Origin of the sequence: Blattabacterium sp. (Cryptocercus kyebangensis) (genome assembly GCF_003226855.1) — a bacterium.
Taxonomy (GTDB): domain Bacteria; phylum Bacteroidota; class Bacteroidia; order Flavobacteriales; family Blattabacteriaceae; genus Blattabacterium.
The window spans coordinates 41484-56877 of record NZ_CP029820.1 but is presented as its reverse complement, the minus strand read 5'-3'; the positions used below and the strand labels follow the sequence as shown (position 1 = coordinate 56877).

At 24.6% G+C, this 15394-nt stretch carries 13 protein-coding genes and 1 tRNA gene; 7 read left to right on the top strand and 7 right to left on the bottom strand.

The window, feature by feature from the left end:
• Entirely contained in the window at positions 1-1683 is a 1683-nt protein-coding gene (menD, locus tag DM815_RS00280) for a 2-succinyl-5-enolpyruvyl-6-hydroxy-3-cyclohexene-1-carboxylic-acid synthase (RefSeq protein WP_110508456.1), read from the top strand.
• Here the strand turns inward: menD and DM815_RS00275 are convergent.
• Genes DM815_RS00275 through DM815_RS00265 form a run of 3 tightly spaced genes read right to left on the bottom strand, consistent with a single transcriptional unit; the run spans position 1671 to position 5844 of the window.
• A complete protein-coding gene (locus DM815_RS00275; protein ID WP_235610011.1) occupies positions 1671-2231 on the bottom strand; it encodes a vancomycin high temperature exclusion protein in 561 nt (186 codons plus the stop codon). The two genes, menD and DM815_RS00275, sit on opposite strands and share 13 nt — an antisense overlap.
• A 58-nt stretch (positions 2232-2289) precedes the next feature.
• Positions 2290-5574 carry a preprotein translocase subunit SecA gene (secA, locus tag DM815_RS00270; protein WP_110508454.1) on the bottom strand — a complete coding sequence of 1095 codons (3285 nt, stop codon included), beginning with the start codon at positions 5572-5574 and terminating at the stop codon, positions 2290-2292.
• 36 nt (positions 5575-5610) lie between these two features.
• Complete coding sequence (locus DM815_RS00265) at positions 5611-5844, bottom strand: DUF2795 domain-containing protein (RefSeq protein ID WP_110508452.1); 234 nt, start codon at positions 5842-5844, stop codon at positions 5611-5613.
• 163 nt (positions 5845-6007) lie between these two features.
• Here DM815_RS00265 and fmt point away from each other — a divergent pair, with 163 nt between their 5' ends.
• Together fmt and DM815_RS00255 are read left to right on the top strand one after the other, a co-directional pair.
• Complete coding sequence (fmt, locus tag DM815_RS00260; protein ID WP_110508450.1) at positions 6008-6964, top strand: methionyl-tRNA formyltransferase; 957 nt, start codon at positions 6008-6010, stop codon at positions 6962-6964.
• Between the two features lie 103 nt (positions 6965-7067).
• Positions 7068-7334: an HU family DNA-binding protein gene (locus tag DM815_RS00255; RefSeq protein WP_110508448.1), complete on the top strand. Its 267-nt coding sequence runs from the start codon at positions 7068-7070 to the stop codon at positions 7332-7334.
• Positions 7335-7389: 55 nt separating this feature from the next.
• Here DM815_RS00255 and pdxH read toward each other — a convergent pair whose 3' ends face one another.
• Positions 7390-8052, bottom strand: coding sequence for a pyridoxamine 5'-phosphate oxidase (gene pdxH, locus DM815_RS00250; protein ID WP_110508446.1), 663 nt, complete (start codon positions 8050-8052; stop codon positions 7390-7392).
• A gap of 98 nt (positions 8053-8150) precedes the next feature.
• Here pdxH and DM815_RS00245 point away from each other — a divergent pair.
• From DM815_RS00245 to pheT, 3 genes are all read left to right on the top strand, one after another.
• A tRNA-Met gene (locus DM815_RS00245) sits at positions 8151-8224 on the top strand.
• A gap of 25 nt (positions 8225-8249) precedes the next feature.
• Complete coding sequence (gene dnaN / locus DM815_RS00240; RefSeq protein ID WP_110508444.1) at positions 8250-9398, top strand: DNA polymerase III subunit beta; 1149 nt, start codon at positions 8250-8252, stop codon at positions 9396-9398.
• The gene (gene pheT / locus DM815_RS00235) at positions 9395-11473 is read left to right on the top strand and encodes a phenylalanine--tRNA ligase subunit beta (protein ID WP_110508442.1); all 2079 of its coding nucleotides are present in this window, start codon (positions 9395-9397) and stop codon (positions 11471-11473) included. Before dnaN ends, pheT begins: the two co-directional genes overlap by 4 nt.
• A gap of 18 nt (positions 11474-11491) precedes the next feature.
• Here pheT and DM815_RS00230 read toward each other — a convergent pair whose 3' ends face one another.
• Together DM815_RS00230 and trxB are read right to left on the bottom strand one after the other, a co-directional pair.
• Positions 11492-12952: a glycine--tRNA ligase gene (locus tag DM815_RS00230; protein ID WP_110508440.1), complete on the bottom strand. Its 1461-nt coding sequence runs from the start codon at positions 12950-12952 to the stop codon at positions 11492-11494.
• 28 nt (positions 12953-12980) lie between these two features.
• A complete protein-coding gene (gene trxB / locus DM815_RS00225) occupies positions 12981-13919 on the bottom strand; it encodes a thioredoxin-disulfide reductase (protein ID WP_110508438.1) in 939 nt (312 codons plus the stop codon).
• Positions 13920-13948: 29 nt separating this feature from the next.
• Between trxB and DM815_RS00220 the strand changes: the two genes are divergently transcribed.
• Positions 13949-14380 carry a type I restriction enzyme HsdR N-terminal domain-containing protein gene (locus DM815_RS00220; protein WP_110508436.1) on the top strand — a complete coding sequence of 144 codons (432 nt, stop codon included), beginning with the start codon at positions 13949-13951 and terminating at the stop codon, positions 14378-14380.
• Here the strand turns inward: DM815_RS00220 and gap are convergent.
• On the bottom strand, positions 14368-15390 hold the full coding sequence (gene gap / locus DM815_RS00215; RefSeq protein ID WP_110508434.1) for a type I glyceraldehyde-3-phosphate dehydrogenase: 1023 nt from the start codon (positions 15388-15390) through the stop codon (positions 14368-14370). The two genes, DM815_RS00220 and gap, sit on opposite strands and share 13 nt — an antisense overlap.
• Between the last annotated feature and the right edge of the window lie 4 nt (positions 15391-15394).

The following is a 15394-nucleotide window of genomic DNA, read 5'->3' as shown; positions in this document are numbered from 1 at the left end:
ATGTATTCGAATAAAAAAATAGTACAAAGTTTAGGTGAAATATTGATATCAAAATCAATATTTCATATGATAATATCTCCAGGTTCTAGGAATGCTCCAATAATAATCCATTTTACACAGCATGATTCCTTCAAGACTTATAGTATTGTAGACGAACGTTGTGCTGGATTTTTTGCTTTAGGGATAGCGCAAAAAATAAAAAAGCCTGTAGTTCTTAGTTGTACTTCTGGTTCTTCCGTAGTAAATTACTATCCTGCAGTTACAGAAGCCTTTTATCAAAATATTCCACTTATTTTTATTACTGCAGATAGACCCAAAAAAATTATAGATATTCTTGAAGGACAATCTATTTATCAAGAAAATATTTTTCAAAATCATGTAGAATCCTCTATTCAATTAACAGAAGAAGAATCTAAATTGGGATTATGGTATAATGATAGATTGATCAATGAATCAATTAATAAATGTATTTTAAAAAAAAGACCTATACATATTAATATTCCTTTTTCAGAACCTCTTTATGAGACTACAGATTTTTTACAAGTAAAACCTAAAATCATAAAAACCTTACCTGTAAAAAATTATATTGAAAAACCTAAATATTATAAAAAAGAAAAATTTATATGGAAAAAATCCAAAAAAAAAATGATTTTATTAGGATTATATAATCCAGAAAAAAAATTGAAAAAAATTTTAAAAGAATTAAGTATGGATCCTTCTATAGTCATTTTTACCGAAAGTACATCTCATTTGTACGGAAAATTATTTTTTTCATGTATAGATCAACTTCTTTTTAGTATAAAAAATAAAGAATGGATTAATTTAAAACCAAATATTTTATTAACCATTGGTGTAAATATTATATCCAAAAAGATAAAATTTTTTTTGAGAAAATATCCACCTTTATATCATTGGCATATAGGGGAAAATATAAAAAATTATCCAGATACCTATTACAATTTAACTACTTTTTGGTCAATAAATCCAGAATTTTTTTTCAAAATATTTCATGAAAATATTTTACAATCTTCCGATTATAGATGTAAATGGGAAAGGTTGAGAAAAGAAAGGAGAAAAAAAAATAACTTTTTTTTAAAAAAAGAAAAAAGTTTTTCAGATCTTAAAGTTTTATTTTGGATATTTAAATCCATTCCTAACTATTCTATTTTACAATTAGGAAACAGTACTATAATACGGTATTATCAACTTTTTGATAAAAAAAAATATTCTGTAAAGTCTTATTGTAATAGAGGGACTTCAGGAATAGATGGTTGTGTTTCTACTGCTATAGGTTATGCTGTAAAAAGTAAAAAAATAGTTACTCTAATTATTGGAGATATAAGTTTTTTTTATGATAGTAATGCTTTATGGAATAATTATACACCGAACAATTTCCGTATTATACTTATGAACAATGGAGGAGGTAATATTTTTAGATTCCTTTCAGAAAAAAAAATTTCTAAAAATATTTTCAATTTTTTTGAAACAAAACATTTTTTTACTGCAAAAAAAATTTGTGAAATGCATAATTGGAAATATGAAATAGTATCCGATAAATTTTCTTTAAAAAAAAGTTTGTATTATTTTTGGAATAAATCGGATAGACCTTTTCTTTTAGAAATAAATACTCAAAAATCTAATAATGCAGAAATATTAAAACAATATTTATCCTATTTATCTTGATTTATTTGTTTTAAACAACAAAAAAAAATATCCCATATAGCTTTAATCCTAGCGAAAATTTCCCTAATCTGTATTTTAAAATCAAAAGTTAGATTTTTTGCGTTAAAACCTATGACATCTAATCCTAAACAATTTCCAATAAAAATAGCTCTTTCATTATGAAATTTTTGAGAAATAATGGTAAACTTTTTTTGATTAAAAATTTTATAAACCCTTAATACAGAATGTATAGTACTAATTCCAAAAAAATCTTCATATATAAAATAATCTGGAATCCCTTTTTTCATTAACTCTTTTTTCATCATTTTTGGTTCATTATAATTTTTTTCTCTATTATCTCCACTAACGATAATATAACGGATCTTTTTATGAAAAAAAAGAAAATAAGCGGCATCTATTCTATATTTAAAATAGGCATTTATACCTCCTCCATGTAAATATTTAGAAGTCCCTAAAACAACCCCAAATTTATTATATGGAATTTCATCAATATTATCATAGTTTTTTCTTATGGAAAAGAAACTTATCCCAAAATAACAAAAAACCAAGAATAAAATTATGATAAAAAATATACGTTTTATTTCTAATTAAAACAATAGGATGTTTCTAAAAAGGATCCTCTTCTATGATCCACTCTCCATTTTCCAAGAAAAAATCTGCCTGTTTAAATTTTATATTTCTAGTTTCTCCTGTAACTAAATGACGGATAATAATTCTATTATTTCTCCCCAATTTTTTCCCATTTTTTTCATTAAAAAAAAGATCTATTATTCTATTATTTTTTGGAATACATAAAATATTATTTTTCATTATAGTAGATTTTAGAAAAAAAGAAATAATTTTTCTATTAATTTCATAAACTCTTTCTTGAAATAAATTAAAAGCATTTTGTTTATAAACTATAAGAGGATCTTTTTGTTCAAAAACGGCATTTTGTACCGAATATCGTAAATTATCCATTTCCCGTAAATGTTCTTTCCACTTTTCATCTAGAAAACACAATATAGTTTTTTTTTCAAATATAGATAATAACGATATCCCACGATTCTTATAACTTTCTTTTAAGTTATATGCAGAGCTAATATTAGTAACTCCATCTGTAAATGTTATTTTAATTTTACAATCTGTCCTATTTTTTTCAAAAATATTGGATACAATAGGATAAATTTCTTGATCCATCATTCTTTCTTTTTTTTTCTCATAAAAATCTATAATCAAATCATGTATTTTATTGATACAATCTCGTTCTTTACACAAAAAAAATTCACTTTCTTCTATAGGAAAATCAATACCAAAAATTTGAAAAAATTCATATTCCAAATTTTTAAAATCATTTAAAGACTTATTCAACAATATCATAATATCCAATAAAACATATACCATATTAGAAATATCTAAACTAAGATCTTCTCCACACAAAGCATTTCTACGTTTTTTATAAATAAACTCTCGTTGTTTATTAATAACATCATCATAATCTAACAAACGTTTTCGAATACTAAAATTGTTATCTTCTATTTTTTTTTGTGCTCTTTCTATAGATTTCGTCAACAAAGGATGTTGGATGATATCACCTTCTTTATGTCCAAAACGATCCATTAATTTAGATAATCTTTCTGAATCTATAAATAAACGAATTAAATTATCCTCCAGAGATACATAAAATTGAGAACATCCTGGATCGCCTTGACGTCCAGAACGCCCCCTTAACTGATTGTCCACTCTTCTAGAATCATGTCTTTCAGTTCCTAAAACGTACAATCCTCCATATTTTACCACCTCTTTTGAAATTTTTATATCCGTTCCTCTACCAGCCATATTAGTAGCTATAGTTACAGATCCAGGTAGCCCCGCTTTTTCTATAATTTCTGCTTCTTTATCATGAAGTTTTGCATTTAAAACATTATGTTCTATTTTTCTAAATTTTAAAGCTCTACTAAGAAATTCAGATACTTCAACAGAAGTTGTTCCAACAAGGACCGGACGTTTCTCATATTTAGATAAATAAATAATTTTTTCTATAATAGCATTATATTTTTCACGTTTTGTTTTAAAAACAAGATCTTGTAAATCCATTCTTTTTACTTTCCTATGTGTAGGAATCACTATAACATCTAATTTATAAATGTGAAAGAATTCTCCAGATTCTGTTTCTGCTGTTCCGGTCATTCCAGATATCTTTTTATACATTCTAAAATAGTTTTGTAAAGTGATGGTTGCAAAAGTTTGACTAGAAGATTCTATTTTTACATGTTCTTTTGCTTCAATAGCTTGATGAATCCCATCTGAATAACGTCTTCCTTCCATTATACGACCAGTTTGTTCGTCTACTATTTTGACTTTTCCTTCTAGTACTACATAATCTATATCTCTTTCAAATAAAGTATAGGCCTTAAGAAGTTGATTTATTGTATGTATACGTTGTAATTTAACCGTAAAATTATTTAAAAGTTTTTCTTTCTCTTTTATTTCTTTTTCTTTAGGAAAAGATTTTTTTTCTAATTCAGTAATTTCTAAATTAATATCAGGTAATACAAAAAATCCTATATCTTCTACATTTTTAGACAAAAATTCAATTCCTTTATCCGTTAATTCCACAGTATTGTTTTTTTCATCTATTACAAAATAAAGATCTTTATCTACTTTATACATCTCTCTTCCATTATCTTGTAAATAATAACTTTCTATTTTTTGTAAAATTAGACGATTCTTATCTTCACTTAAAAATTTAATTAAGGATTTTTTCTTTGGTAATCCTCGATATGCTTGAAAAAGTTTAAATCCTCCTAATCTTTTATCTCCAGATTTAATTAAATTTTTAGATTCATAAAAAAAGTTTTTAACTTCTACATTTTGCTTATTTAAAATATCTTCTACTTTATTCTTTAACAAATAAAATTCCTCTTTATTATCATTATGTGAATGAACTGGACCTGAAATAACTAAAGGAGTACGCGCTTCATCTATTAAAACAGAATCAATCTCGTCTATAATAGCGTAATTTAATTCTCTTTGAACCAATTCATCTTTAGATGAAACCATATTATCACGTAAATAATCAAATCCAAATTCGTTATTGGTTCCATAAGTAATATCCGCTTTATAAGCTTTCTTACGCATATAAATATTAGAAGATGGATAATCATCAATACACTCTACTCTTAATCCATGAAATTCCATTAAAGGAGCCATCCAATTGGTATCTCTTTTAGATAAATAATTATTTACTGTTACAATATGAACTCCTCTTCCAGAAAGAGCATTTAAATAAGCGGATAAAGTAGCTACAAAAGTTTTTCCTTCTCCAGTAGCCATCTCGGCTATTTTTCCTTGATGAAGAACTATTCCACCCATTAATTGAACATCATAGTGAACCATATCCCAAACTACAGATTTTCCACATGCATCCCATCTATTTTTCCAAATAGCCATATTATTTTTTAATAAAACGTAAGGTTTAATTTTTGATAATTCTTTATCAAAAACCGTTAATTTTACTATAAGTTGCTTTTTTTCTTTAAAACGTTTAGCTGTTTCTTTAATAACAGCAAAAGCTTTTGATAAAAGATTCATTAATACTTTTTGTTCTACTTTATAACATTCTTCCTTAATTTTTTCTTTATTTAATTGTATTTCTTCCAAAGAAAATATATTACAAGACTTTTCTTGTATTTTTTTTATAAAAAATTTTTCCTTTTCATAAAATTTTTTCGTAGAGGATTTTATAGTATCTTTAAACTCTTGAGTTTTATTTCTTAATTCATCATCAGATAACGATGACATTTTTTTCTCTTCTTCTTTAATATGAATTAAAAATTTTCTAACCTCTTGAAGGTCCTTTTCATTTTTATTTCCTAGTAATTTTTTTAATATATTTCCAAAAAAACTCATCAAGTATAATGATTAAACGTAGTTCGTAATTTTCATTCAAAGTTCATATTCATCTCTATTCCAATAAAAATCTTCATCATCACGTGGATAATCCGCCCATATATCTTCTATAGATTCAAAAATTTCTCCTTCTCCATTTTCTAACTGTTGAAGATTCTCCACAACTTCCAGTGGAGCACCAGTTCGAATAGCAAAATCGATTAATTCATCCTTTGTTGCGGGCCAAGGAGCATCTTCTAAATGAGAAGCTAATTCTAAAGTCCAATACATATTTTATTGTCTATTGATATTTATTTGAATTATATTTGAAAATTTGATAAATCATTGTTTAGGTTTGATTTTCAAAAATCAATGAACTATTTTCTATTACAATATTACAAGATAAAATTAGTGAATTTAAATTACAAATAAAATAGTTTAATATTATTCATATATGAAAAAGTTTCCTAGAATTGTATTTATAGGTTCTACTCCTTTTTCTCTTTTTTCTTTAAAAGAACTATCTATTAGAAAATATAATATTGTAGGAATAATTACAAATCCTGATTCTATTTTCAATAAAAATAAAAGAAATACATCTGTAAAAAAATATGCATTAGAAAATCATATTCCTATTCTACAACCAAAAAATCTTATAGATCCTTTTTTTTTAAAGAATTTAAAAATATGGAATGCAGATATACAAATTATAGTTTCATTTCGAATTTTACCTAAAGAAGTTTGGGGAAATCCAAAAATGGGAACCTTAAATCTACATGCCTCTTTTCTACCACAATATAGAGGAGCAGCTCCTATTAATTGGGCAATTATTAATGGAGAAAATAAAACTGGATTAACCACTTTTTTTGTCAATAATCAAGTCGATTATGGAAAAATCCTTTTACAAAAAGAAATAAAAATAGAAAAGGAAGAAACAGCTGGAGAACTTGAAAATAAATTAAAAAAATTTAGTGGATCTATGATCATAAAAACATTAGAAGGTATTCTTCAAAAAAAAATAAAACCAAAAATTCAAAAATATATTATTTCTTCACCATTAAAATATGCTCCAAAAATATCTCCTATAGATTGTAGAATTTTTTGGAAAGAAAATTCTATAGAAGTTATTTATAATAAAATACGAGGACTTAGTCCTTATCCTACAGCATGGACATTTTTATTTTTTAATGAAAAAATATTCGTTAGGTTTAAGATTTTCATTGTTAAAAAAATAAGGGAAATACATTCTTTTCCAATTGGATTTGTAATTCTTTCGTCATATGAAATGAAAATTTCTGTAAAAGAAGGGTTTATCTCTATTATTGAAGGACAAATAGAGGGGAAAAAAAAAATGGATATAAAGAATTTAATTAACGGAATAAAAATAAGAAAAAACCTTTTTGTTCGATAAAAATAAATTTTTTATTCGGTCATCCATATTTATCCATTATATTTGCTATCGTTAATTATAAAAATGTTGTTTTATAGTTAATTAAAATTAAATTAATTGTATAATGAACAAAACAGAATTGGTGAATTCAATAGCTGAAAAAACAGGGATTACAAAAATAAAAGCGAAAAACATTACAGATGCATTTATTGAAACCATAATTGAATCCCTAAAAAAAGGAGATAAAGTTACCTTGATTGGATTTGGAACCTTTTCTGTTATAAACAGGAATCCAAGAAATGGAATTAATCCTAGAACAGGAAAAAAAATTTTTATTCCAGGAAAAAAGGTTGCTAAATTCAAAATAGGGGCAGAATTAACGAATTTATAATTTTTTTTTCATAACAGAAGATAAGGTGGTTGGATCACTTTATCTTCTTATTATTTTATGGAGATAATCGATATAATTTCCATTTATTACTTTTTTTTTCTAAACTATAAATTAATCTATCATGAAGTCTTTTTGGCCTTCCCTGCCAAAATTCCATTTTATAAGGTTTTACGATATATCCTCCCCAATAAAAAGGACGTTTTATCATATGTATTTTAAAAAAATGATTCCATTTTTGATACTGAATAAATAAATATTCTTTAGATGGAATAATGACACTTTGTTTCGAAGCCCAACATCCTATTTGATTTTCTTTGGGTCTTTTATAAAAATATTCATCCGATTTATTTTTTGATATTTTTAGAACATCTCCTTGAATAAGAATTTGTCTTTCTGTATTTGGCCAATAAAAAGAGATACATGCTTTTGGATTTTTTTGAATAGATCTTCCTTTAAAGCTATAATAATTTGTATAAAATACAAAACCTTCTTTAGAGTACATTTTTAACAAAACAATTCTAGTTTCAGGAACTCCATCTTTCCCTATAGTTGAAATAGACATAGCATTAGGCTCTTCATTTATTTTATATACTTTATGAATATTTTTTTCTTCTTGAAACCAATTATGAAATAATTTTAAAGGATCTGATGGAACATCAGATTCGATCAAATTATTTTTTTGATAAATTTTTCTATAGTTACTTAAATCAAAAGTCATAATATTAAAAATGTATTAATAAAAAATAGATTAACTTTAATTTTTTTGCAATTTTTCTTTTATAAATTTATGATTTTTTCTATATTATAAGAATATAAGGCGTGATAGCTCAGATGGTTAGAGCGTTGGATTCATAACCCAGAGGTCGGGGGTTCAATTCCCCCTCACGCTATTCTGTTTTAAAAAAAAAGTATAACATGCATTTTTTTGTTTCTAGCTTTTCTCTTTTACAAAAATTATGTGTTTTACATAAAATTATAAATCCTAGAAATAATTCAGAATATTTTATTTTTGAAATTTTCGGAGAAAAGTTGATCATTATGATTTCGGATTCAGAAAATAACATTATTACTACAGAAATACAAGTATGTGTAAAAAAAAATTCAAAAGAAAAAATAGCTATTCATCCAAAATTGATGATAGATCTTTTAAATACTTTTCCGGAAGAACCTATTCTTATAAAAAAAGAAAAAAATATACTTAATATTTATTCTAAACAGGGGAATTACCCTATTCCTAGTATCTCTAATGAGATGATAAACTCTATAAATAGTGATCCAAATACTTTATTGATAGTAAAAAAAACTAGTAAAATTATTTTATATTCAAAAATACTTTTGAAAATTTTAAAAAAAACTTTATTTGCAACCGGAAATGAATATTTAACTCCTATTATGAATGGAGTTTTTTTTCATTTTTCTCCACATGGATCTACTTTTGTAGCTACGGATACTTATAAATTAGTAAAATATACCATAAATCATATTAGGTTTAATTATTCTATTAAATTTACTATCCATAAAAAATCTCTTAAGATTCTTCAAAATATTCTAAATGAAGAAAATGAAAAAAGTATTGTGACCATTGAGTATAACAAAATTGATATAATTAAATTTCACTTTAAAAATAAAATTTTTTTATGTAAGTTTATTGATGAAAAATATCCAGATTTTAACTCTGTTATTCCTAAAAATAAAGATATATTATTCATTGTCAATCGTCTTTTATTCCTAAATTCTATTAAAAGAATCTCTATTTTTTCTAAAAAAAAAATAAGTCTTATTCGATTTCATTTAAAGAATAATAAATTAAAAATTTATGAGGAAGATCCTATCATTCCCAGTTATTCAAAAATTCAATGTAAATCTATTTATGAAGAATTTAAAGGTGGATATATTAAAATGGCTTTTAATTCTCAGTTCCTGATAGAAACATTATCTTCTTTTAATGAAGATTTTATTAGTTTTGAATTTTGTAATTCAAATAAAAGTGGTATTATGAGACCATATTCTAATACAAAAAAAGAAGAATCAATCCTAATATTAATTATGTCCGTAATAATATGAGAATATCATATAATTGGCTTAAAAAATACATTTCCGTTAATCTTAGTTCGAAAAAAATATCTAACATATTAACCGATATTGGGTTATCGGTAAAAAGTGTAAGAAAAATTACTATAGGAAGTAATAGAGAAGATTCTATTCTAGATATAGATCTTACACCTAATCGTTCCGATGCTATGAGTCATTATGGAATCGCTCGTGATTTATATGCTATTCTAACTTATCGTGGATATAAAACTGTTTTATCAAAACCTATAATAAATAATTACAAAAAAGATATCAATAAATATTGTTTTAAAATATTGATTGAAGAAGAAAAAAAATGCAGAAGATATTCTGGAGTAGCACTCTCTAAAATAAAAATAGATTCATCTCCAGATTGGTTAAATGATCAATTAAAATCAATCGGAATAAAATCTATAAATAATGTAATAGATATAAAAAATTTTGTGATGCATGAATTAGGTCAACCTATACATATTTTTGATATGGATCAGATAAAAGGAGAAAAAATTATTATTAAAAATGCACAAAATAAGATTGATTTTAAATCTGAAGATAATATTAAAAGAGAATTAAACGAAAAAGATTTAATTATATCTGATACAAAAAATACTTTATCTATAGCTGGAATTATAAGTAGTCATAATTCAAATATTAGTATAAAAACAAAAAATATTTTTTTAGGAAGTGCCTATTTTAATCCTGTTGATATTCGTTCTATTGGAATAAAACATATAATAAAAACAGATGATAGATTTCTATTTGAAAAAGGAGTAGATCCTACTCAAACAGTATATGCATTACAAAGGATGGCCTCTCTTCTAAAAGAAATTATAAAATGTAAAATAAGTTCGGATATAGTGGATCTTTATCCAAATCCAATCTTTCCATTAAAAATAAAACTTCGTTATAAAAAAATTATGGATATTATTGGAAAAAATATCTCTAAAGAAAAAATAAAAAAAATTTTATCATTACTTGAAATTTTCATTCTTTCAGAAGATGAAAAATCCTTATTAGTAGTTGTCCCTCCTTATCGAATAGATGTGCAAAGAGAAATAGATTTAATAGAAGAAATATTGCGTATTTATGGAATAAACCAAATAAAAAAATCCAGTAAAATAAAAATATATTCAATTCCTAATTTTTTTTATAAAACAAAAGAAGAAATACAAAAAGTTATTTTTAATCAGTTGGTCAATTATGGATTTCAAGAAATTATAAATACTCCTATGAGAAATCAAAATTCAGATTCTTTTTTATTAAATTCTTTTTTTGATAGAGAATCAATTAATATTATTAATCCTATAAATAAATATTATAATTCAATGCGTTCAACTCTATTATTTGGAATAATAGATAGCATAAAATATAATTATAATAGAGGAAATAACAATATAAAATTTTTTGAATTTGGAAAAATCTATTATAGAAAAAATCATCAATTTTTAGAAAAAACATGTCTTAGTATTGCTGTATCAGAAATAGAAAAAAAAAGTAAAAAAACTATAGAAAATAAAAATGATGGATTTTTTTATTTAAAAGGGATTATAGAACAAGTTTTTAAAAGAATAGGAATTTACTATTATACTCAAACATCCTCTATTCATCCTATTTTTAAAGAAAATATATCCATTAGATATAAAAATAAAAATCTTGTAGAATTAGGAAAAATTAAAAAAAATATATCTAAAAATATAGAAATATTCTATGCAGAAATTGATTGGGAATATTTCATTTCTATTGTTAAAGAAAAAAAAATAATTTTTATTCCATATTCTAAATATCCTACTTCCAAAAGAGACTTATCATTATTAATTGACAAAAAAATTCCATTTGAAAAAGTTTATCAATTAATAAAAAAAATGGAAAAGGATTTAATTAAAAAAATAGAAATATACGATTTATATGAAGGAAAAAATTTACCAAAATCAAAAAAATCTTATACTATAAGTTTTTTTTTTGAAAGTAAAGATGAAACATTAACCGATATTATTATTAATGATTTAATGAAAAAAATAGAAAAATTTCTAAAAAATAAATTAGGATCAAAAATTAGAGAAATTTCTTAATAAATTATAATATTATATTTATAATTTTCTCAAAATTCTTCGGATACCAGTTACATCTTCTATAATTTTAGAAATATTTTTTATATGAACTCTTTTTTGTTTCATAGAATCTCTATCTCTCATAGTTACTGTATTTGTTTTTACAGTATCATAATCTATAGTAAAACAAAGAGGAGTCCCAATAGAATCTTGTCTTCTATAAAGTTTTCCAATAGATTCTTTTTGATCATAAACCAATTGATAATCCATTTTAAGATTATTAAATATTTTTTTTGCCATTTCAGGCAATCCATCTTTTAAAACTAATGGAAATATAGCCGCTTTAACCGGAGATAAATAAGGTGGAAATTTTAGGACAATACGTTGATTTCCATTTTCTAGTTTTTCTTTTTTAAGAGAATTAGAAAATATAGCTAAAAAAAGACGATCTAATCCTAATGAAGTTTCTATTACATAAGGAATATAATTTCCCAAATTCTTTTTTTTTCCAAAAACTCTTAATTTTTTTTTTGAAAAAATTTCGTGTCTTTTTAAATCGAAATCTCTTCGGGAGTGTATTCCTTCTATTTCTTTAAATCCAAAAGGAAAATTAAATTCTATATCCGATCCAAAACTAGCATAATGAGCAAGTTGATCATGATCACGTATTTGATATTTTTTATTTCCTAAATTTAATTCCAAATGCCATTTTAACCTATTTTTTTTCCAATATTCATACCATTTCATTTCTTCTTCAGGAAGAATAAAAAATTGCATTTCCATTTGTTCAAATTCACGCATACGAAAAATAAATTTTCTAGCAATAATTTCATTACGAAATGATTTTCCTATTTGAGCAATTCCAAAAGGGATCTTCATTCTACTAGAATTTTTTACATTTAAAAAATTAGAAAATATTCCCTGAGCAGTCTCCGGACGAAGATATAATATATTTCCTTTTTCCTCTTCAATTTTAAACATCATATTAAATAAACGAATATTTGTCCAATTACGAGATCCACATAATACAGGATCAGAAATATTTAATTCATCAATTAAAGCACGAATATCTAATAAATCCTTTTTTTTTAAGGATTGATACATACGAAATAATATTTTTTCTTTAGGATTACTTACTAAGTTCCCTTTATTTTTATTATATATTAAATTCAAATATTCTCTAATTAATACCTCAGGACGATATCTTTTTTTAGAATCTTTATTGTCAATTAAAAACTCATTAAATTTTTCAATATGTCCAGAAGCTTTCCAAATATCGGAATGCATAAGTATAGAAGTATCCAGCCCAACTATATTTTCATGAAGTTGAGTCATAGATTTCCACCAATATTCTTTAATATTATTTTTTAATTCTATTCCATATTGTCCATAATCATAAATAGCATTTACTCCTCCATAAATCTCACTAGATGGAAAAACAAAACCATAATTTTTGGCATGAGAAATTAAAAAATGGAAAAAATGATAGTTTTCTTTCATGTATAAAAAAATGAAAAAACTTAAATTATTAATACAAATATAAATACCTTTCCAAATCTAAAGCAGCCATACATCCAGTCCCAGCTGAAGTAATAGCTTGACGATATATAGGATCTTGAACATCCCCTGCCGCAAACACACCTGGTTTACTCGTACAAGTACTTCCTTTTTCTACAATAATATAACCATTTTTATCTAGATTAAGTTTATTTTGAAATAGTTCTGTATTAGGAGAATGACCTATGGCAATAAATAGACCACTAATAAAAAGGATTTTACTAGTTTTATCCTTATTATTCATTATTTTAATTCCTTCTAAGAAATTATCTCCAATAATTTCTATAATTTGAGAACAAAAAAAAATATTTATATTTTTTTTTTTGAAAATATGATGTTGTAAAGCTTTAGATGCTTTTAAATAACTTTTTCTAACCAATAAATATACATTTTTACAAATTTTGGATAAATAGCTAGCTTCTTCTAAAGCCGTATCACCTCCTCCTATAACTACTACATCTTTTCCTTTATGAAAAAAACCATCACAAGTAGCGCAAAAAGAAACTCCCAATCCCATAAATTTTTTTTCTTTATCTATTCCCAAAAATTTAGGATGGGATCCTGTAGCGATGATGATTCCCTTGCTTTCTATATTTTCTTTATTTTCTATATTAATACAATGAACTCCTCCTTTTTTATTAGATAAATATACTTCAGTAATAGTTTTATGAATAATAAGGGTATTGAAACGCTCTGCTTGTTTCTTACAATTTTTCATAAGTTCATTTCCACTAATTCCAACTGGAAATCCAGGATAATTATCCACATTCGTAGTGGATGTTAATTGACCACCAGGTTGAAATCCTAGAAAAAGGATAGGATTTAAATCTGCACGAGCAGCATATATAGCAGCAGAATATCCAGCAGGGCCAGATCCAATAATTACACAATCCATTATTTTTTTTGACATAAATAATATTTTTTTTATCTTTAGTTTGTATGTATTTTTTTGATTTTTTTTTCAATCATTTACATTTAAAAAAAACAAAGAATAAAACTTATATATTTTGTGTAATTAGAAAAAAATTTTATCCATTTACCAAAGAGGAAATGATCCGCCAATATATAATTTTTTTACTAAAAAAAATAAAAAATTACAAAAATTCTAATATATGGGTGGAACATCCTTTTCAGATTAATAAACTATCTAAAAGATTAGATATTTTAGTTCATTTTAATAAAAAACCACATATACTTATTGAATGTAAAGCTCCTAATATTTTATTAACACAAAAAATTTTCGATCAAATTTCTAAATATAATAGAAAAATAAAAGCTCCATATCTAATGATCAGCAATGGTATAAAAAATTTAGTTTTTAAAACGGATAAATATAATAAAAGGTTTTTATTTTTAAATCATATTCCATAATAACGAGAAAAAATATAATGAATAAGATCTACTAGTTTAGTGGAATAACCTACTTCATTATCATACCATGAAACTATTTTTATAAAAGTAGGATTTAACATAATACTTGAACTAGCATCGAAAATAGAAGTTCTTTTATCTCCTATAAAATCTGTAGAAACAACCGCTTCCTCTGTATATCCTAATATCCCTTTTAATGTAGTTTTAGATTCTTTTTTCATGCAACATTTAATACAGTCATAAGTAGTACGAATCTTTAAACGAACGGTTAAATCTAATACAGATACATCTGAAATAGGAACTCGAAAAGCCATTCCAGTTAACTTTCCATTTAAACTAGGTATAATTTTCCCAACAGCATTTGCTGCACCAGTAGATGATGGAATCATATTAATTAAGGAAGACCTCCCTGCTCTCCAATCTTTGGAGGAAACAGAATCTACTATTTTTTGAGTTGCAGTAGAAGCATGTATCGTAGTCATCAATCCTTCCAATATTCCAAAATTATCATTCAATACTTTAACAACTGGAGCTAAACAGTTAGTAGTACAAGATGAATTAGATACAATATCTTGATCTGGATTAATAGTATCATGATTAACCCCCATTACATACATAGGAATATCATCCTCTTTTGGAGGAGCCGATAATATTACTTTTTTAGCTCCTGATTGTAAATGTACTCCAGCTAACCTTTTCGTTAAAAAAAGACCAGTAGATTCAACTACACAATTGACTCCTAAATTTCCCCATTCTAAATTTTCAGGATTTTTTTCATTAGTTACTTTTATACGATTTTCGTTTAAAATCAAATAATTATCATTTTCTATACGAATATCTCCTTTAAAAGGACCATGAACAGAATCATATTTTAATATATAAGCTAAATATTCTATGGATACCAAATCATTGATGGATACTACTTCAATATCAGTTTTATTTAAAGCAGATATTAAAACCAATTTTCCTATCCTTCCAAGACCATTTATTCCTATTTTAATTATGGACATATTG